General features: G+C 66.9%; 21 protein-coding genes and 1 pseudogene. 15 read left to right on the forward strand and 7 right to left on the reverse strand.

Annotated elements, in window-relative coordinates:
- Positions 1-3: 3 nt before the first annotated feature.
- Positions 4-1,347 carry an ATP-binding protein gene (locus tag NLF94_RS03235; RefSeq protein WP_254840030.1) on the reverse strand — a complete coding sequence of 448 codons (1,344 nt, stop codon included), beginning with the start codon at positions 1,345-1,347 and terminating at the stop codon, positions 4-6.
- 248 nt (positions 1,348-1,595) lie between these two features.
- Between NLF94_RS03235 and NLF94_RS03240 the strand changes: the two genes are divergently transcribed.
- The 3 genes from NLF94_RS03240 to NLF94_RS03250 all read left to right on the forward strand — a co-directional run bounded on the left by NLF94_RS03240 (position 1,596) and on the right by NLF94_RS03250 (position 3,421).
- Complete coding sequence (locus NLF94_RS03240) at positions 1,596-2,750, forward strand: thiolase family protein (protein ID WP_254840031.1); 1,155 nt, start codon at positions 1,596-1,598, stop codon at positions 2,748-2,750.
- 72 nt (positions 2,751-2,822) lie between these two features.
- Positions 2,823-3,044, forward strand: a complete 222-nt coding sequence (locus NLF94_RS03245; protein WP_254840032.1) for a hypothetical protein — start codon at positions 2,823-2,825, stop codon at positions 3,042-3,044.
- Between the two features lie 152 nt (positions 3,045-3,196).
- Positions 3,197-3,421, forward strand: a complete 225-nt coding sequence (locus tag NLF94_RS03250) for a hypothetical protein (protein WP_254840033.1) — start codon at positions 3,197-3,199, stop codon at positions 3,419-3,421.
- Between the two features lie 26 nt (positions 3,422-3,447).
- Here the strand turns inward: NLF94_RS03250 and hisB are convergent, their stop codons facing one another.
- Positions 3,448-4,035 (reverse strand): imidazoleglycerol-phosphate dehydratase HisB, encoded by a 588-nt coding sequence (hisB, locus tag NLF94_RS03255; RefSeq protein ID WP_254840034.1) that lies wholly within the window; start codon positions 4,033-4,035, stop codon positions 3,448-3,450.
- A gap of 117 nt (positions 4,036-4,152) precedes the next feature.
- On the opposite strand from hisB, the gene NLF94_RS03260 reads away from it, so the two are divergent.
- Both NLF94_RS03260 and NLF94_RS03265 read left to right on the forward strand, forming a co-directional pair.
- Positions 4,153-4,326 carry a hypothetical protein gene (locus NLF94_RS03260; RefSeq protein ID WP_254840035.1) on the forward strand — a complete coding sequence of 58 codons (174 nt, stop codon included), beginning with the start codon at positions 4,153-4,155 and terminating at the stop codon, positions 4,324-4,326.
- A gap of 65 nt (positions 4,327-4,391) precedes the next feature.
- Positions 4,392-4,532: a hypothetical protein gene (locus NLF94_RS03265; protein ID WP_254840036.1), complete on the forward strand. Its 141-nt coding sequence runs from the start codon at positions 4,392-4,394 to the stop codon at positions 4,530-4,532.
- On the opposite strand, the gene hisA is transcribed toward NLF94_RS03265, so the two are convergent.
- Positions 4,529-5,245, reverse strand: coding sequence for a 1-(5-phosphoribosyl)-5-[(5-phosphoribosylamino)methylideneamino]imidazole-4-carboxamide isomerase (gene hisA, locus NLF94_RS03270; protein ID WP_254840037.1), 717 nt, complete (start codon positions 5,243-5,245; stop codon positions 4,529-4,531). The genes NLF94_RS03265 and hisA overlap by 4 nt on opposite strands.
- Before the next feature lie 110 nt (positions 5,246-5,355).
- Between hisA and NLF94_RS03275 the strand changes: the two genes are divergently transcribed.
- The 6 genes and pseudogenes from NLF94_RS03275 to NLF94_RS03305 all read left to right on the forward strand — a co-directional run bounded on the left by NLF94_RS03275 (position 5,356) and on the right by NLF94_RS03305 (position 11,352).
- Positions 5,356-6,507: an inorganic phosphate transporter gene (locus tag NLF94_RS03275; RefSeq protein WP_254840038.1), complete on the forward strand. Its 1,152-nt coding sequence runs from the start codon at positions 5,356-5,358 to the stop codon at positions 6,505-6,507.
- Positions 6,508-6,597: 90 nt separating this feature from the next.
- Positions 6,598-6,987 (forward strand): ferredoxin Fer, encoded by a 390-nt coding sequence (gene fer, locus NLF94_RS03280; protein WP_254840039.1) that lies wholly within the window; start codon positions 6,598-6,600, stop codon positions 6,985-6,987.
- 723 nt (positions 6,988-7,710) lie between these two features.
- Positions 7,711-8,965 (forward strand): annotated as a pseudogene (locus NLF94_RS20895) (RNA-guided endonuclease InsQ/TnpB family protein).
- Between the two features lie 411 nt (positions 8,966-9,376).
- Entirely contained in the window at positions 9,377-9,775 is a 399-nt protein-coding gene (locus NLF94_RS03295; protein WP_254840042.1) for an ArsR/SmtB family transcription factor, read from the forward strand.
- Positions 9,772-10,221, forward strand: coding sequence for an arsenate-mycothiol transferase ArsC (locus NLF94_RS03300; RefSeq protein WP_254840044.1), 450 nt, complete (start codon positions 9,772-9,774; stop codon positions 10,219-10,221). Before NLF94_RS03295 ends, NLF94_RS03300 begins: the two co-directional genes overlap by 4 nt.
- 78 nt (positions 10,222-10,299) lie before the next feature.
- Positions 10,300-11,352, forward strand: coding sequence for a DUF7973 family transport facilitator (locus NLF94_RS03305; RefSeq protein WP_254840046.1), 1,053 nt, complete (start codon positions 10,300-10,302; stop codon positions 11,350-11,352).
- 109 nt (positions 11,353-11,461) lie between these two features.
- On the opposite strand, the gene NLF94_RS03310 is transcribed toward NLF94_RS03305, so the two are convergent.
- Positions 11,462-11,686, reverse strand: a complete 225-nt coding sequence (locus tag NLF94_RS03310) for a transcriptional regulator (RefSeq protein ID WP_254840047.1) — start codon at positions 11,684-11,686, stop codon at positions 11,462-11,464.
- Between the two features lie 108 nt (positions 11,687-11,794).
- On the opposite strand from NLF94_RS03310, the gene NLF94_RS03315 reads away from it, so the two are divergent.
- Positions 11,795-12,613 (forward strand): DNA methyltransferase, encoded by an 819-nt coding sequence (locus NLF94_RS03315; RefSeq protein WP_254840048.1) that lies wholly within the window; start codon positions 11,795-11,797, stop codon positions 12,611-12,613.
- On the opposite strand, the gene NLF94_RS03320 is transcribed toward NLF94_RS03315, so the two are convergent.
- Entirely contained in the window at positions 12,610-13,251 is a 642-nt protein-coding gene (locus NLF94_RS03320; RefSeq protein ID WP_254840049.1) for a hypothetical protein, read from the reverse strand. The two genes, NLF94_RS03315 and NLF94_RS03320, sit on opposite strands and share 4 nt — an antisense overlap.
- A 171-nt stretch (positions 13,252-13,422) precedes the next feature.
- Positions 13,423-14,010, reverse strand: a complete 588-nt coding sequence (locus tag NLF94_RS03325; protein WP_254840050.1) for a cysteine hydrolase family protein — start codon at positions 14,008-14,010, stop codon at positions 13,423-13,425.
- Between the two features lie 149 nt (positions 14,011-14,159).
- Here NLF94_RS03325 and NLF94_RS03330 point away from each other — a divergent pair, with 149 nt between their 5' ends.
- The 3 genes from NLF94_RS03330 to NLF94_RS03340 are packed head-to-tail and all read left to right on the forward strand — an operon-like array spanning position 14,160 to position 16,792.
- Complete coding sequence (locus tag NLF94_RS03330; protein ID WP_254840052.1) at positions 14,160-15,254, forward strand: A24 family peptidase; 1,095 nt, start codon at positions 14,160-14,162, stop codon at positions 15,252-15,254.
- A gap of 55 nt (positions 15,255-15,309) precedes the next feature.
- The gene (gene hisI / locus NLF94_RS03335) at positions 15,310-15,675 is read left to right on the forward strand and encodes a phosphoribosyl-AMP cyclohydrolase (protein WP_254840053.1); all 366 of its coding nucleotides are present in this window, start codon (positions 15,310-15,312) and stop codon (positions 15,673-15,675) included.
- On the forward strand, positions 15,659-16,792 hold the full coding sequence (locus NLF94_RS03340; protein ID WP_254840055.1) for a DUF7118 family protein: 1,134 nt from the start codon (positions 15,659-15,661) through the stop codon (positions 16,790-16,792). The genes hisI and NLF94_RS03340 overlap by 17 nt, the downstream gene beginning before the upstream one ends.
- A 19-nt stretch (positions 16,793-16,811) precedes the next feature.
- On the opposite strand, the gene glmM is transcribed toward NLF94_RS03340, so the two are convergent.
- A complete protein-coding gene (gene glmM / locus NLF94_RS03345) occupies positions 16,812-18,188 on the reverse strand; it encodes a phosphoglucosamine mutase (protein ID WP_254840056.1) in 1,377 nt (458 codons plus the stop codon).
- Positions 18,189-18,230: the final 42 nt, after the last annotated feature.

Below are 18,230 nucleotides of genomic sequence, written 5' to 3' on the forward strand. Positions count from 1 at the left end.
CCGTCAGTCGTGGTCGTGGGCGTGGTCGTGGTCGTGGCCGCCGTCGGAGGCCGCCTCGCCGCCGCCCGCGACCAGCGCGTCGGCGTCGCCCTCGATCATGTCCATGTTCTTGAGGTTGTCCCGCTCCTCGAAGTCCTCGATGGCGTCGACGAGGTCGGACTGGGTGAGCGTCGTCCTGTTTTCGGTGAGCGCGTCGAGGACGGCCTCCCGGAGGACGAGTCGGAGGTCGCTGCCGGTCAGGCCCTCGGTGGCCTCGGCGAGTTCCTCGGGGTCGAAGTCCTCGACGTCCATCCGCCGGGTGACGATCCGGAGGATGTCGGCGCGCATCCCCCGATCCGGCTTCGGGAAGTTGACGATCTCGTCGAAGCGGCGCCAGGCGGCGGCGTCCAGCTGGTCGGGGTGGTTCGTCGCGCCGATGAGCAGCACGTCGTCCTGGATGAGCGAGATCTCGTCGATGCTCTTCAACAGCGTGTTGACCGCGCGCTTGATGGCGGCGTGCTCGTCCGACGAGCGCGTCTTGGCCACGAAGTCGAACTCGTCCATGAAGAGGATACACGGCGAGAGCCGCTTTGCGACCTCGAAGGTCTTGTCGACGTTCTTGGCCGTCTCGCCGAGGTACTGGCTCGTTATCATCGAGAGTTTCACCTCGACGAAGGGGAGATCGAGGTCCTGCGCCAGCGCGCGGGCGACGCTCGTCTTCCCGGTGCCCGGCGGCCCGACGAACAGCAACTTCCCGATCTCCCGGAGCCCGATCTCGGCGAGGTAGTCGCGGTGCTCGATGGCCTTGACGATCTTGTGGATCTCGTTTTCCTGGTCGGTGGTGAGCACGAGGTCGTCCAGCGTCATCTCGATCTCCTCGGGCGCCCGGATCTCCACGAGGTCGAGCATCTCCTCTTCGTCCTCGTCGAACATCTCCTCAAGCAGCGAGTCGATCCAGACCCGGTCGGCGTGGATGGGACGGTTCTGCTCGCGGGCCTCCTCGTAGACGACCCCCTCGAACTCCTCGGCGAACGCCGAGGCGAGCGTCGGGTTGCTGGTGACGGCGTCGGCGGTGATGCGGTCCAGGAGCCACGACTCGGCCATCTCGCGGTCGGTGAACTCGATCTTGCCGGAGAACTCGTCGCGGTCGGTGAACATCAGCCCGGAGATGGCCTCCCAGGGGCGTTCGACGCCGGTCGCGGCGGCGGCCGTCGAGGTCGTGGTCGTCAGCGGCCGCTCGACCTCGCCGTCCTCCCAGAAGACGCGGCGGTACCGCGGCGGCAGGTCGCGTTCGTCCAGTTCGCGGTTCTCGGTGTAGATGGCCGCAGTCAGCAGAAACTCAACGACGTCGAGTTCGGGGCTGCTCATTCCCCAAAACGTTCCCGCGGAACCCGTATAAGCCCGTCGAAACGCGCGCTTCTCCCGGTCTCGTGGCTGCCGGCGCCGCCCTCGACCCCGGTTTTCACCGCCGGTCGAGTCGCCCTCGGCCCCGCGCCCGATAATAAAAACCCTGCCCAGACAGGTTTACAGTTTAAGCCGATAGCCGTTCTGTGTCTTACGTGGAAAACCGGCACGATTAGCAGGTTTAACGTGTCGGGAATACAATGTCGAAACGTATGAGCGACAACACGCCAGTCGTGGTGAAGGCCTACCGGACACCGTTCGGGAAGGAGGACGGCGTCTTCTCGGAGGTTCGCTCCGAGGACCTCTCCATCCCGCTCATCGACGAGATCCTCGACGAGACCGGTCTCACCGGCGAGGACGTCGACGACCTCAAGTGGGGCTGTGCCCAGCAGCGCGAGGAGCAGGGCAACAACATGGCTCGCGTCATCGCGCTGATGTCCGAACTGGGCGAGGAGACGCCCGCGACGACCATCAACCGCTGGTGTGCCTCCTCCGCCGAGGCCGTCATCAGCGCCGCCGACGCCATCCGCGCCGGCCAGCGCGACTGCATCATCGCCGGCGGCGTCGAGTCGATGTCGCGGGTGAAGATGGGCCAGAACAACCAGATCCACCCCGGCCTCAACGACGAGCACAACATCGCCGCCCTCCAGATGGGCATCACCGCCGAGGAGGTTGCCGAACGGTACGACGTCAGCCGGGAACAGCAGGACGCCTACGCTGCCCGCTCCCAGCAGCGCGCGGTCGCCGCCACCGAGGAGGGCCGCTTCGACGACGAGATCGTCCCCATCCAGGGCCACGACGACGACGGCGAGGAGATCGTCGTCGAGGAGGACGAGGGTCTCCGCCCCGGCACCACCGCCGAGAAACTCGCCGAGTTGCCGACCGTCTTCAAGGCCGACGGCACCGTCACGCCCGGCAACGCCTCCCAGACGACCGACGGCGCTGCGGCGCTGCTGGTCACCTCCCGCGCGTTCGCCGAGGAGCACGGCTTCGAGGAACTGGCCGAGATCGGCAACAACGCCATCGCCGGCGTCGAACCCGAGGTCATGGGCATCGGTCCCATCCCGGCCTGTGAGAACCTCTTCGACCGCTCCGGCACCACCGCCGACGACTACGACCTCGTCGAACTCAACGAGGCCTTCGCCTCGCAGTGTTACTACTGCCAGCAGGAACTCGGCTTCGACGACGACATCTACAACGTCAACGGCGGCGCCATCGCCATCGGCCACCCGCTGGGCGCCTCCGGCGCGCGCCTGCCCGTGACGCTCATCCACGAGATGAACAAGCGCGACGACGCCGAGCGCGGCATCGCCACCGAGTGCGTCGGCTTCGGCCAGGGCGCCGCAATCGAGTTCTTCGTCGAGTAGGACGGCCGCGGTCGTCGTTCCGCCGGACCGGGTTCGGCATCGTTTTCAGTGGGTCGCTCGTCCGTCGCGTGTATGGAGACACCGGACAGCGACCTCGGCGTCTACGCCCTCTCGGGCGCCTTCGCCGTGCTCGTCTACCTGGTCGCGCTCGCCACGCTCGCGCTGGCGACCGACGTCGACCTGACGGTCGGCACCACCGCCACGCTGACCGGCGGGTTCCTGCTGTTTCTGGGCTCGTACGTCGCCGCGATGGTCGTCTACCGGAACGTCCAGCGCCGTGAGGATGTGGACTGACTCACCACGCGACCGCCCCGGTGGGGTGAGGTCGGTCACGGACCCGCCGGCGACGGGGGAGAGGGCGGACGAGCATCGGACCGGGCCGAACCGAGAGTAAGTGAGACGGTAGGGAACAGGATTTTAGTCGACGCGTTTCGAACTGGAATCAAATGGTAAACTTGCCGTTCTTCACCGTCGGACTCCTGATGACGGTCCTCGGAGTCGTCGTCGCCCTGAACGCACGAGCGGATGTCGAAGTCGGCATGCGGATGCGGGGCATCCGTCCCGCCGAGGTAACCGAGACCGGCAAGGAGCGGGCGACGCGGCGGACCCGCATCGCGTCCGTCCTCGGTGCGCTCTTCGGTGTGGGAATGCTGCTTCTTGCGGTCCTGTAACTCCCGGCGGGCAGGCCCGTACGGCGTTACAGTTCGCCCTTCGTACTCGGCGTGTCGCTGCGCCGCTCGTCGAGGCGGGTCGCGTCGTCCAGCGACCGCGCCAGCGCCTTGAACAGCGCCTCGATTTCGTGGTGGGCGTTCTCGCCGTCGACGGCGGCGTGCAGCGTCAATCCGGCGTTCAGCGCCAGCGATTCGGCGAAGTGTCGCGCCATGTCGCTGGTGAACTCGCCGACCGCTGGCTGGGAGAACTCGCCGTCGAAGTAGAAGCGGGGTCGCCCGGAGACGTCGACGACGACGTCGGCGACGGCCTCGTCCAGCGGCACCCGGCGGTCGGCGTAGCGGACGATGTCGCGCTTGTCGCCCAGCGCCTCCGCCAGCGCCTCGCCGATGGCGATGCCGACGTCCTCGACGGTGTGGTGGTCGTCGATTTCGAGGTCGCCGTCGCACCGCACGGTCAGATCGAAGAGGCCGTGCCTGGCGAGGGACTCGAGCATGTGGTCGAAGAAGCCGACGCCGGTGTCGACGGTGCTGTCGCCGTCGCCGTCAAGCGAAAGCGTCACCTCGACGTCCGTCTCGGCCGTCTCCCGGGTGACGGCGGCCGTCCGGTCGCTCATACGTTCCCCTTCTCGCGCACCCATAAGGTGATTGCGGCGACGGCCGCGGCCTGTCCCCGGTGTTCGACAGCATCTATCAGTCGTCCAACTTTTGTACCTCGGCGACGAAGGGCCAGTATGCTCGAACTCGTCGGTCTGGCCTGGTCGGCCTGGAAACTGAGCGTCAAGCGCGTCGGACCCTACGGTGCGACCGTCGTCGCTGTCGCCGTGGTCGTCGCGTTCGTCTTCCTGCGGAACTACCTCGAGGAGGAGTACCCGCAGGCGGCCGAAACACTCGAGAAGGCCGTGTAGTCTGACGGCCGTCGGACGCCCGTTCCACTGAAAGATTTAAGCCCGCGCGTGGAACGGCCGGGAGCATGAGCGCGCGGAACCTGCTCCCGGCGGCGGCGGCGCTGGCCGAACCCGTCGCGCCGGCCGTCTCACCGACCACCCGGGCGGGCCTGTTCGCGCGGGCCGCCGTCGTCTACGGGTGGGTCCGGGGACTGTCCGGTCGCTAAACTGCGTTCGCCTCCGCGAGGGTGAACTGCCCCTCGTAGAGCGCCGTCCCGACCACGACGGCCGCCGCGCCGGTCTCCTTTAGCGTGCGAACGTCCTCGAGCGTGGAGACGCCGCCGCTCGCAACGACGGGAATCTCGACCGCCTCGACGACGCGTGCGACCTCCTCCTGGCGGACGCCCGCCATCCGGCCCTCGACGTCGATGTCGGTAAAGAGGATGGCCGCCGCGCCCTCGTCCTCGTAGCGGGCGGCGGCCTCGGCGGGGTCGAGACCGGTTCCCTCGGTCCACCCGGAGACGACGACCTCCCCGCCCTTCGCGTCGAGACTCACCATCACGCTGTCGGGGAAGTCCTCGTCGATAGCGCCGACGATGGCCGGGTTCTCGACGGCCGCGGTGCCGAGGATGACCCGGTCGACGCCGGCCTCCAAGAGCGTGCAGGCGTCGTGAGCGGTGCGGATGCCGCCGCCGAACTGGACGTCGACGTCGACGGCCTCCAGCACCGCCTCCAGGGCCGCCGCGTTCTCGCGGTGGCCCTCGAAGGCGCCGTCGAGGTCGACGAGGTGCAGCGTCCCGGCGCCGGCCTCGACCCACCCCTCGGCGGCCTCGACGGGGTCGCCGTAGGTCTTGCCGGTGCCACGCTCGCCACCGACGAGCTGGACGACCTCGCCGTCCTGCATGTCGACCGCCGGAACGACCTCGAAACTGGGGAACATGCTCGACTCCGGGAGCCCTCGGGCCAAAAGCGTACCCGTTGTGCGGAAGAGAAATTCCGGTCGGACGGGCAAGCAGGGCCCTTATTTGCCGTCCCCCTCTGTGTATCGATATGGATCTGTTGCTCGTGGTGGGGCTCGCGGTCGCGGTGTTCGTCGGCTACAATATCGGCGGCGCCAACACCGCCCCGGCGTTCGGCCCGGCGGTCGGTGCCGGCGTCCTGGGGAAACTGCTCGCCGCGGCGCTCATGACCGTCTTCTTTTTCGTCGGCGGCTGGACGCTCGGCCGGGAGGTCGTCGGCACGCTCGGCGGCGACATCGTCCCCAGCGCACTGTTCACCCTGGAGGCGAGCATCGTCGTCCTCTTCTTCATCGGGTTCGCGCTGTTCGTCTCGAACTTCTTCGGCGTCCCCGCCTCGACCTCGATGACCGCGGTCGGCTCAATCGCGGGGCTGGGGCTTGCGGCCGGGTCGCTCAACTGGGAGACGATGGGCCGCATCGTCTCGTGGTGGATCGTCGCCCCCATCGTCGCCTTCTGGGTCAGCGGCGTCATCGGACGGTACTTCTACCCGACGATCAACGCCTGGGTCGCCATCCCGGAATCGGACGGCAGTCCCTTCGGCGAGGACGCCACCCGGCGGGAACTCGTCGGCGCCGTCGTCGTCATCGGCATCGGCTGTCTGATGGCCTTCTCCAGCGGCGCCTCCAACGCCGCAAACGCCATCGCGCCGCTGGTCGGCAGCGGCGAGTTGTCGATAGACGCCGGCATCATCCTGGCGACGGTCGCGGTCGGTCTCGGCGCGTTCACCATCGCGCGCAAGACGCTGGACACGATGGGCAACGACCTGACCGAACTCCCGCTGACGGCGGCCATCGTCGTCGCGGTCGTCTCGGCGACGGCGACGGCGGCGCTGGCGGCCATTGGCATCCCCGCCAGTTTCGTCATCATCGCCACCATGTCCATCGTCGGACTCGGATGGGGCCGGGCGACCCGGACGGCGACCGCCCGGGATGCCGTCCGCGGGGAGGGTCCCAGCGTCTCCGTCGGCGCGCTCGCGGCCGACGAGGCCGCGACCGTCGGCGACGCCGCCCACGGCGGCGGGCAGTCCCCGCCCATCGGCGAGGAGGAGGCCGACGACATCCCCGCAGCGTCGGATCTCTTCGACCCCGAGACGACCGGTCGCGTCATCCTGATGCAGAACGTCGTGCCGGCCATTGCGACCCTCGGGGCGTTCCTCGTCTTCCGACTGTTACCCATCGCGTAGTTGGCGGGGTCGACCGCGACGCCCTGTCCCCGCCACACCGCCGGTTCCAACAGCAACCTTAAACATACAGGCGCGAGAACTCGACAGTTGATGCCCACGGTAGAATACCTCAACTACGAAGTGCTGGACGACCACGGCTGGTCGATGGACGACGACGGCCTCTTCGAGGAAGCTGCCGACGCCGACCTCGGCGACGAGGACTACGGGACGCTGGACGTCGCCGAGGGCGAGTACATCCTCGAGGCCGCCGAGGCACAGGGCTACGACTGGCCCTTCTCGTGTCGGGCCGGCGCCTGTGCGAACTGCGCCGCCATCGTCAAGGAGGGCGACATCGACATGGACATGCAGCAGATCCTCTCCGACGAGGAGGTCGAGGACAAGAACGTCCGCCTGACCTGCATCGGCAGTCCCGCCGCCGACACGGTCAGGATCGTCTACAACGCAAAGCACCTCGACTACCTGCAGAACCGCGTCATCTAATTTCGCGGGCGTCTCGTTTCGCGGTCGCCGAGCAGCGTGAAGTGCTTCGGGGTCAAGTGGTTCGAGAATCGAAGATTCTCGTCATCACGAGAGAGCTCCGCTCTCTCGAACGACCCCGAGGCTTCTTGTTTCCACGACGCACTTTGCAGATTCCACGGCGGAATCCACAGGGAGCGCAGTCTCCGCAGGCGTGGATTCGGCCTCTCCCAGACCTACTTGGTGGCGACGGCGGCGCGTCCGACCGTCCGTGTTTTTGGACTTGAAGCCGGAGGCACGTTGTGCCGTCACACTCCATCATTCAGCATCTTGCAACTTAATGGCTTGTGCCATTACGTGTCGGCTTCATCCACGGGGTCAAGCCCCGTGGCATTCGCCTTGCAATTCTGTAAACCTGCCCGCGAAGTCTTCCGAACAGAACGGAGAAGCCTTACTACTCGGTGTAGAAGACGAACACCTGTCCCACTTCTTCACGCTGAATCTCTCCTTTCGAACGGCGCGTTCAGCAGCTTCGAGGCGGAGCCTCCGGCCTCAAGGAGCGAGGGCTTCCGACTGGTCGGAAGCACGAAGCGAGTGGGCCGGGGAGGACAGCGAGGCGCGGAGCGCCTCGGGCCGTGCGAGCGGGCAGAGCCCGCGCGCAGAAGCCGACACTCGGTGACGCAAATGACGGGACTGTAGCTGTCCGACTCCCGGATTATTAAGTATCGCCGAAACAAGATCTGAAATATGGAGGTCAGACGAACCGCGCCGGTCAAACTCGTTGTTCCCGACGAGTACCACGAGGACCTCCACGAAACCGCCGAGCAATTCCTATACTGCGTGAAAGAAGCCAGTGACTACTGCTGGGACAATACAGATTACGAAGACTGTATCACCTCGAACGTGACAGCCAGGGATGCGCTGTACGACCGACTCCGCGAGGAAACTGACCTGACAGCGAATCTCGTCCAAGAAGCCATCCGGCGTGCCGTCCACGCGGTTGATAGTGGCGTTGACCGCTGGAAGAAAGGCAAACGGACGAACAAACCAGCGTTCACCTCTTGGAGTGTGGTCTACGACAAGCGCAGTGCGACGTTCTACCGCAACAAAATCTCACTTTCGACGGTGAACGGACGCATCCAGTGTGAGTTTGAACTCCCAGCAGATGGTCCAACACCATACGAGGAGTACGTCCTTTCGGACAACTACGAGTTTCGCACGAGCACACTCCAGTACGACCAAGCAACCGACGAGTTCTACTTCCATGTCAAAACACGGAAGACAGACGACGAAGGCGAGGCCCTCGAAGTTGAGATTCGGACGATACCGGGCACCAAACAGTCCTCGGGATCGACCTCGGCGTGAACAGTCTCGCCGTTACGTCAACAGGCACGTTCTGGAGCGGTGACGAATACGACCACTGGATACAGGAGTTCGAGAAGCGCCGGGCCGAGATGCAACAGCGTGGGACGCAAGCCGCTCATAACGCCTTGCTGCGGCTTGGAAAGCGCGAAACAGCATGGCGGAAACAGTATATCATACAGTCGCCAACGAGATCGTTGCTGAAGCGGTTGACCACGACTGCGACGTGATTGTGTTCGAGGACCTGACCGACATTCGAGAGCGGCTGCCCCACGCCGACTGGCATCACATCTGGGCATTTCGCCGTCTTGTTGAGTACGTCGAGTACAAAGCTCCAGAACGCGGTGTCGCGGTTGAACAGGTCGACCCCGACCACACCAGCCAGCGGTGTTCGCACACCGACTGTGGGTTTACTCACGAAGACAACCGCGACGGCGAGCAGTTCCGGTGTTCGAAATGCGGGTACGAAATCAACGCAGATTATAACGGCGCGAAAAACGTCGGACTGCGATATATGCGGAAGCGACAACACAGACTGCGTTCCTCGCCCACGTCGGGGAGCGCAGACGCACCAGTAGACGTGCGTGTAAATGGTGGGATGTTGAACGGCGACGGCTATCGGCCACCCGCCGACAGCTGATCGCCGGGCGTCCACATCAAAGCCCCTCCCTCAAGAACCGAGGCGCGTATGCGCCGAGGGAGTAGGGAGGGGTAGTTTACTCGTCCGTATGCGAGGTCGCAGGAACAGCCCACCCTCTCCGCGACGTTCGAGTTCTGGTCTATAATCCGGTTGAACTCCTCGAGGTCCGGTTTCCACCCGCTCCAGTAGTCCGGCGGGTCTCCGACACGGCCCACGATACGGTGCTGCTGTTGTGTACGACGTTTACAGCCCGGATTGAAAGGAACATACAGGAACGAACGTCACGCCGACTGCATCAGTGACACCTCCTGCACCGGGGCTGTGATCCTAACCCGAGCACGGCGACGTCGCCAAGACAGGGAAGCAGAGCGGTCGACAGACTTATTTGAACAGCTGCTAAATCGTTCAACCATGTCGCAGGAGACCGAACGCCTCCGCCGGTACATGACACAGCAGGTCGGGGACTGCTGTGAGGCGGACGTCGAGACCCGCATCGAGACTCTCCGGGGATACCGGTCGGACGCCGGGTCGGCGCCCGACGAGGACCGAACCGCGCTGAAGACGCTCGGCGACGAGACGCGTCACCGCATCGTCCGACTGCTCGTCGCGGCCGGGGAGGAACTGTGTGTCTGTGAGATAACGCCCGCCGTCGACGTGAGCGACAGCGCCATCAGTCACGCGCTCTCGGACCTCTACGACGCCGGCCTCGTCGCCCGTCGCAAGGAGGGACGGTGGCGCCACTACGAGGCGACCCCCCGCGCCGAGGCACTGCTGGGGGCGCTCGACGCGACCCGGGGGGACCGCCAGTGAGCGACGACGGCGGTCCAGTCCGGGTCGCGTTCGTTTGCGTCCGGAACGCCGGCCGCTCGCAGATGGCGACCGCCTTCGCCGAGGTCGAGCGCGAACGCCGCGGTCTCGCCGACGCCGTCGAGGTACTGACCGGCGGAACGCGTCCCGCAGAACGCGTCCACGAGGAGGTCGTGACCGTGATGGAGGAAGCGGGGGTCGACCTCTCGGGCACTGTTCCGCGGGCCATCACGACCGGGGAACTCGAGTCCTGCGAGTACGTCGCAACCATGGGCTGTTCGACGCTGGAACTCGACGCGGACGCGTCCGGCGTCGACGTCCGCGAGTGGGCGCTGACCGACCCCGACGGTCGGCCGCTCGAGGACGTGCGCGAGATCCGCGAGGAGGTCCGGGCACGCGTCGGCGACCTCTTCGACGAGATCGAGCGGGAGGCGACGACGAGTGTCTGATCCCGACCCGGGCGACCACCCGGGGACCAACTCGGGCGACGACGGCTGGCGACTCGTCCGAGAGCGGGACGGGTAGCCGTGGCGGTTTCGGACCTCTGGGCGGTCGGGATGGTGCTGGCCGCCTTCGCCGGCGGCGCCTTCGGCGCGAGCGTCGGGGCGCTACCGTCGTTTTCGCTTGCGGGGCTGATGGTGGTCGTCGGCGAACTCTACGAACTCGTCGGCCGGGCGTCGGGCGCGGAGACGCTCCCGGTCGATATCACGGGGTCGATCGCGTTCGGCGTCGTGCTGGGTCCCCACGTCGCGTTCGGGGGCGGCGCCGCCGCGCTGGCCTACGCGACGAGGCGGGGTTACCTCGACACCGACTTCGACTACCACCAGGCAAAGGAAGTGACACGCGGACTCGGGAACAGACCGGACGTGCTCGCTGTCGGCGGGCTGTTCGGCGTCGTCGGCTACTGGATCGCCACGCTGTCGGCAAGCCTCTCGGTCCCGGTCGACCCCGTCGCGCTGGGCGTGGTCGGGTCGGCGGTCGCACACCGGCTGGCGTTCGGCTACAGCCTCGTCGGTGCGCGACCGGCCCGGTGGTTCGACATGGAACCGTTCGAGCAGGGGGTCTCGGGGGACGAGGGGAGACTCGCCGACGGCGGCTCGCGGACCGTCGAGCCGTGGCTCCCCTACCAGTACCGGTGGGGCGACGTCGCGGCACTCGGAGCGGTCGTCGGGATTCTCGGCGGCTACGTCGCCTGGCTGACGGCGAGTCCGTTCCTCGCGTTCGGTATCAGCGTCGTCGCGCTGGTCTTCCTCAACGCGGGCGTGGCCGAGGTGCCGGTGACCCACCACGCCTCGCTGCCCGCCAGCACCGCGGTGCTGGCGCTGGTCGACGCCCCGGCCGGCGCGTTGACGCCGGCGCTCGTGGCGGGTGCGGTGCCGCTGGAGACGGCGCTCCTCGTCGGTGGTGCGTTCGGCGTTCTCGGGTCCCTGTTCGGTGAAGTCGCCCAGCGCGTCCTCTACGCCCACGCCGAGACGCACCTCGACCCACCGGCGGCGAGCATCGTCGTCACCTCGCTGTGTATCGGCCTGCTGGCGATGGCGGGCGTCCTGCCGTCGTCGGTGTGGATCCCGCTCCCGTGAACGGACCGGCTCCCGCGTGCGGACGTCGGTCCGAATCGAAGCCCCAGTTCGTTCTCTCGCGGTCGAGTCGCCCCGTCGACGCGCACTGTATCGACCAGGACTGCCACAGTCACTCGATATAAAATACGAACGCCCGTCCGACCTTCTCCCGCTTGATTTCGTTGTCGCCGAACAGCGTGTCGAGGCGGCGGTACGCCAGGTCGTACGAGCACCCGACGTACTCCGCGACGTTCGACGTGGACGCGACGTGGAGTGACTCGACCGCTTCGACGAACGCGTCGTCGGGGTAGTCCTCCTCGAACCGCCCCGCATCGTCTCGCTTCTCCTCGTCCATACCTGTCGACTCGTAACACCAACTGATAAAGCGACACACATCCTCACCGTTCAATTCAAACTTGAACGGGTAGCTTTAACCTATCGCGCCAACACTGATTACAACGGGATGAGTGAAACCGAAGGTCACGCCGACGAATCACGGCTCGTCACCGACTTCAGCGGTGACGTATCTCTCGACGAGTTCCGTCTCGACGGGACCGTACAGACGACACTAACGAAGGGCGAAGAGGAGGAACTCGTCCTGTCTGCCTATCGGGAACGGAACGACGAGGTGTTCCCGCGAGTCCTCGACCTGCACGTCGAGGAGGGGGCAACCATCGCGGACGTGACCTACGGCAAAGGTGTCTTCTGGAAGAACGTCGACTTCGGGCAGTACGACGTGTACGCGTCCGACTTGTCCGCCGAGAAGTCCCCGTCGGGGTATCCGGTTGATTGTCGCAACCTCCCCTACGAAGACGACTTCCTCGATGTAGTCGTCTTAGATCCACCGTACGCGGAAGGATTCTTCCGCAAGAACGAAGATATGCTCGCTGGCGGGGACAGTTCTCACTCTCAGTTCCGCGAGAATTACAGCAACGGGGAGGTTCTGGATACGCGCGGGTCGAAGTACCACCAAGCAGTATTCGACCTGTACGCCGAAGCCGGGATCGAGGCACAGCGCGTGCTGAAGAACGACGGAACACTCATCGTCAAAACGCAGGACGAAGTGAGCGCGAACACCCAGGAGCTCACCCACGTCCAGATTACGAACTTCTACGAATCGAAACTGGGGATGTATACGAAGGACCTGTTCGTCGTCGTGCGGTCGAACAGACCCGCGGTTTCGGGGATGAACCGACAGGTTCACGCCCGCAAGAACCACTCCTACTTCCTCGTGTACGAACTGGACGGAACTCCCACAAACACGCTGGAATCGAACATCTAATTTCGCTCTTGGAGCACTTCGTCCATCAGGGCCGACAGGTCATCGGTGTAGGGGTCCTCGACCGGAATCTCGAATTTCGGCTGTGATTTCGAGAGTTTCTGCCTCAGTCCCTCGGGATAGTTCCCTTTCGACCGCGGAAGGTCGGTGACTCTGACGAACGCGAAATCCCACTCGTCTTTGACTTCGTACAGGTTCACGGCTATAATGTCAATATCGCTGTTTTCGACGTCCATCAGTACCGTGCTGTACGTTTCTCCGTCGTGTTCGATGTCGCGCGGATCACTGGAGCCCTTGAGATGGAACCCGACTTCGATTTTCCTGTCCCCCTCGGTGAGTGTCGTCTGGTTTTCATCCACGTCGGGAACGGTTCGGCTCTGGAGGCTCTTCACCTCGATTTTCATCGGCTCACCCTTGTACGTGAATGCCCAGTCGCCCTTGTCGCTCTCGTCTTGGTCGTCGGGCGTGCGGATGTCTTCGATGGCGGGATCGTCTTCGAGATACATCTCGCGCATCCGTTCTTCGGCCACGTAGCCGAAGATTGCGCTGAGGGCGTTCGAGTTGTCGTCGATTATCCGGTTGAACTCCTCGGGGTCCAGCCGCCAGTCGTTCCAGTAGTCCGGAGGGTTCTCGTCAGGCACGTCACGGGATTGCTGTGCAGTTTTCAAGAATGGCGCTTACATCCGAAATTGAACCGAAATATCGCAGGGAGCCACACCACGTAGTCGTGCGTGGTCGATCCTCGGTGAGAAAGACGGGGGATGCGGCACGAGTGTAGTGCGATCCCCGCCGCCCGACGGCACCGCAGCGTTTCACGCCTCGTTCTCCAGGGCCGCAAGCACCGTCGCCGTCTCGACGATGGTGGCGAACTCGCCCGATAGCTGTGCCAGCGCGAGCCGGTGGTTCTGTTCGGCGACGTACCGCGTCCCGCCGAGTTCCCGGTCGAACGTCACCGTAGCGTCGGCGACGACGTAGGGCTCGAAGCCGAGGTTCTCGGCCATCCGGACCGTCGTCGAGACGCAGTGATCGGTCGTGAAGCCGACGAAGACGGGCCGCTCGACGCCGGCATCACGGAGTTTCGCCTCGAAGTCCGTCCCGATGAAGGCGCTGTTGACCCGTTTCGTGACGACCGGTTCCCCGTCGGTCGGCTCCGCCTCCGGCTTGAACGCGTTGCCCGGCCGGTCCGGACGAAGCGGTGACCCCGGCTCCGTCGAGTCGTGTTTGACGTGGAACACGGGGCGTCCGGCACGCCGGTACGCAGCGAGCAGTTCCGCGACGTGTCGCTCTGCGTCGGGGTTGTTGCGGTCGCCCCACCGCTCGTCGTCGAACCCCCGCTGGACGTCGACGAGGACGAGCGCCGACGCCCCGAGTTCGAGCGTCTCGTGGTCCCTGTACGGCATCCCGTTCGACTACGGATAGCGAACCCACCCGGATATACGTTCCCACTATGGCAGCTCTTTCGGCCACGCTGAACGGTCGTCCGATTTTGAAGGCGAATAATTTCCGGTACTGAACCTGACCGGGAGCGAGACGAGTGCACGAGTTTATAATGGAGGTGGACGCAAGGACGGCCGTGTCGCTGGTCTTCGGAATCGCGAGCGGCCCCGACCTGCTGCGACTGGTGGCGGTGCCGGTGCTCGGGTGGGCGGCCCTCAGGGACGTCCGGACTCGCCGGGTCCCCAACCGGGCGTGGCTCCCGCTTGTCGTCGTCGGCGTCGTCGCGCTGGCGTGGGACGCGCTGCTGGTCGCCGGCACCCGTCGACAGACGCTGTTCGTGATCCGGGTACTGCTGTCGCTCGGACTCGTCGCGCCGCTGGGCTACGTCTTCTGGCGACTCGGCGGCTTCGGGGGCGCCGACGCCAAGGCCGTCATGACGCTCGCCGTCGTGTTCCCCGCCAATCCGGCGTACTACCTGCCCGCCTCGGTCGTGACGGCGCTCGGCGGGGCGGTCCCGGCCGCCTATCCGACACAGACGGCCGCACTCGGCGTCTTTTCTCTGACCATCCTCTCGAACACGGTGCTGCTCGGGCTGGCGTACCCCCTGCTCCTGGCGTTGCGGAACCTGCCCCGCGGCGAGATTACGCCCGCGATGTTCGTCGGCCGGCCGGTCGCCGTCGACGAGATTCCCGGCGAGTACGGTCGGCTGCTGGAGACGCCGGCGGGGTTCACCCGCCGGGGGCTGGACGTCGACGCCCTGCGGATGTACCTGCGGTGGCGCGGCGTCGACCTCGCGGCGGTCCGGTCCGAGCCCGACCGGTACCGCCACCCGCTGCCGACCGAGCGGAACGACCCCGGCGACGGCTCCATCGTCGACGACGAGCGGGCGCTGACCGACGGCGGTGAGACGGTGGTCGACACCGTCGACGCTCCCGGGCCGGCGACCGACGCCCGGGACGCCCAGGAGTCGGCCGTCCGCCCGCTCGATACGTGGGGCGCAGCGCGGTTCCTCGAGGAGCACCGCGCCTACGGCACCACGCCGGCGGAACTCCGGGAGGGGCTGGAGGTGCTCGTCGAGTCCGACCGCGAGACCGTCTGGCTGACCCCCGGCATCCCGTTCATCCTGCCGATGTTCGCCGGTCTGGTGGTGGCGCTGGGCTACGGCGACCTGCTGTTTGCGCTGCTGTCGGCGCTCGGGCTGGCCTGACCCTTTCGAGGGACCAACGAAAAGGCATATCCCCGCGAGCGACCCACGTCCGGCCATGTCCGTCGACCTCGCCTTCGACGACGAGGGGCTGCTCCCCGCCGTCGCACAGGACGCCGACTCCGGCGACGTCCTCATGCTCGCGTACGTCTCCCGGGAGGCCCTCGAGCGGACCCGCGAGACCGGCTACGCACACTACTACTCCCGGAGCCGAGAGGAACTCTGGAAGAAGGGCGCCACGAGCGGCCACACCCAGCGCGTCGAGGAGGTCCGCGTCGACTGCGACGGCGACGCCCTCCTGTACGTCGTCGAGCAGGACGGCGGCGCCTGTCACACCGGCCACGAGAGCTGTTTCCACCGGACCGTCGACGGCGACGTCGTCGGACAGCAGGTCTTCGACCCCGAGGATGTCTACGCCGAGTGACGACCCGGCCGCGGAACTGGCGGCCGCCGCCGACCGCCTCGAGCGCCTGGAGTCCGACCCGCCGGTCGACCCCGAGGACGTCGACACGGTCGCCGACGCCTACGAGTCCGTCGCCCGCGTGCTGGACCGCTGGGAGGAACGGGCGACCGACTGGGACGACTTCGAGGGGTACGTCGAGTTCCGGGACGACCTCTCGGAGACGATGTCGTCGATTCCGGAGGACATCCCCGAGAGCGAGGCGTTCCTCGAGGCCGACGGTCACGTCAAGACGGGCGGCGTCTCGAAGTCGCTGACGACCGACGACTTCGACGCCGCCCGCGAGGCGCTGGCGCCGGCCCGCGAGTACGCCGACTACCGCGACGACCTCGAAGACGCCCGGAGCCGCTACCGGACGGCCTACCGGCAGGCCGAGCGCCGCCGCCGCGAACTCGACGAGCGCATCGAGGAGTTACAGCGGGTCCGGCGACTCGGCGAGGCCGACCTCGACGCACCAGTCGAGCGGCTCCGGGAACCCATCGAGCGCTACGACGAGGCAGTGCGGGCGGCCTTCGCCGAGTTCCGCAAGGAGGCGCCCGCCCGCGAGTTCCTCGGGTTCGTCCGGACGGCGGCCGGCTACCCGCTGGTCGATTTCCGGGCGCCGCCGACGGAACTGTTCGAGTACGTCGACAGGGAGCCGGCCGGCGACCACACCGTGCCGGAACTGCTGGAGTACGCCGACTACTCGAAGTCGAAACTGGAGCACTACGTCGAGGACGCGAGCCTGCTGAAGCGCCGGGTGGCGACCAACCGGACGTACCTCGAGGACCTCTCGGCGGACCCGCTGTGTATCGGCTGGCCGCCGCCGGAGGTCGGGCGACTCCGGTTCCGGACCGAGGAACTGCTCTCGGTCGTCGACCGGTTCGCCGGCGAGGAGACGACGCGGGCGCTCCGGGCGGTCTGCTCGCTGGCGCGGGACGACGAGTACGAACGGCTGCGGGAGAGCGCCGTCGCCCGCGCGGAACTGACACCCGAGGAGCGCGAACGGCTCCGATCCGGCGCGGTCGCGGAGGAACTCGAAAGCGCCCGCGACCGGCGCGAGCGACTGGACGAGGCCCTCGAGGAGCACGACCCGCCCTGAGGGCCTGCCCCGAGTTCGGTCAGGCCGCCTCGCGGCCCGACTCCAGGGCCTCACACATCCCCTCGAGGAGCGCCTCGGTCCGTGCCCGGTCGGGACCCTCGGCGTAGACGCGGACGAGCGGCTCGGTCCCGCTGGGGCGGGCGAGCACCCACGCGTCGCCGTAGTCGAGGCGGTAGCCGTCGAGCGTCGTCACCTCGGCGTCGGCCTCGCGGGCGTAGGTCTCGGCCGCGCCCAACATGGCCTCTCGCTGGCCCGCGCCGTCGTACTCGAGGTTCGCCCGGGCGTTGACGTAGCCGCCGTGGGCGGCGGCGATCTCGCTCGCCGGCTGGTCGGCCACGAGCGCGAGAAAGCGGGCGGCGGTGTAGGCGCCGTCGCGGGCGATCCGGTAGCCCGGAAAGAGGATTCCGCCGTTGCCCTCGCCGGCGACGGGCACGTCGGCGCCCTCCGCGCGCAGTTCCCGTATCCGGGAGATGATGTAGGTGCTCCCGATGGGCGTCAACTCGAGGGTCGCACTGGCGGCGTCGACGGCGTCGACGAGCCGCTGGGAGACGTTGACCGCCGAGACGGCGACGTCGCCGTCGTCGAGTTCGTCGGCCGCGAGCGCGGCGAGGGCGGCGTCACCCTCGACGTGGCTGCCCGCCTCGTCGACGAAGATGGCCCGGTCGGCGTCGCCGTCGTGGGCGACCCCCAGGTCGGCGTCCGTCGAGCGGACGAGTCGCCGGAGGTCCGCGAGGTTCTCGGCGACGGGTTCGGGGTCCCGACCCGGGAAGTGGCCGTCGGGGGTCGCGTTGACCGTGTGGACGCGGCAGCCGAGTTCCCGGAAGAACCGCGGGCTGGTGAGACAGCCCGCGCCGTGGCCGGGGTCCAGAGCAATCGTCGGGTCGGCTGCCGCGATTCGCTCGCGGACGCCCTCGGCGGCCAGCCGTTCGAGCAACGCCTCGACGTAGGCGTCGCCGACGCCGTCGGCCGTGCGGTGGCCGCCGACGGCCTCGTAGTCCCGGAGCCGGAAGTCCTCCGCCAGCAGGCGCTCCTCGATTCGTTCGAGCGTCTCCTGGGACAGTTCGACGCCGTCCGCACCGACGAGTTTCACGCCGTTGTACTCGGGCGGGTTGTGACTCGCCGTGATGACGACGACGGGGACTCCCTCGCGTTCGGCGTACGCCTGTGCGCCGGGCGTCGGAACGACGCCGAGGCGGTGGACATCGCAGCCGACGCTACCGAGCGCGCTGGCGGCGGCGTCGGCGAACAGCCGGCCCGTCGTGCGGGTGTCGCGGGCAAGTCCGACGGCCTCGGCGTCCAGCACGGTGCCGGCCGAGGCGGCGATCCGCCCGACGAACGGCGGCGTCAGCTCCGTGCCGGCCACGCCACGGACGCCGCTGGACCCGAACACTTGCATGCGCGGCCCTTCGTGGGCCGCCGGCAAAGGGATACCGACACG

It is taken from the genome of Natronomonas marina, from assembly GCF_024298905.1.
Taxonomy (GTDB): domain Archaea; phylum Halobacteriota; class Halobacteria; order Halobacteriales; family Haloarculaceae; genus Natronomonas; species Natronomonas marina.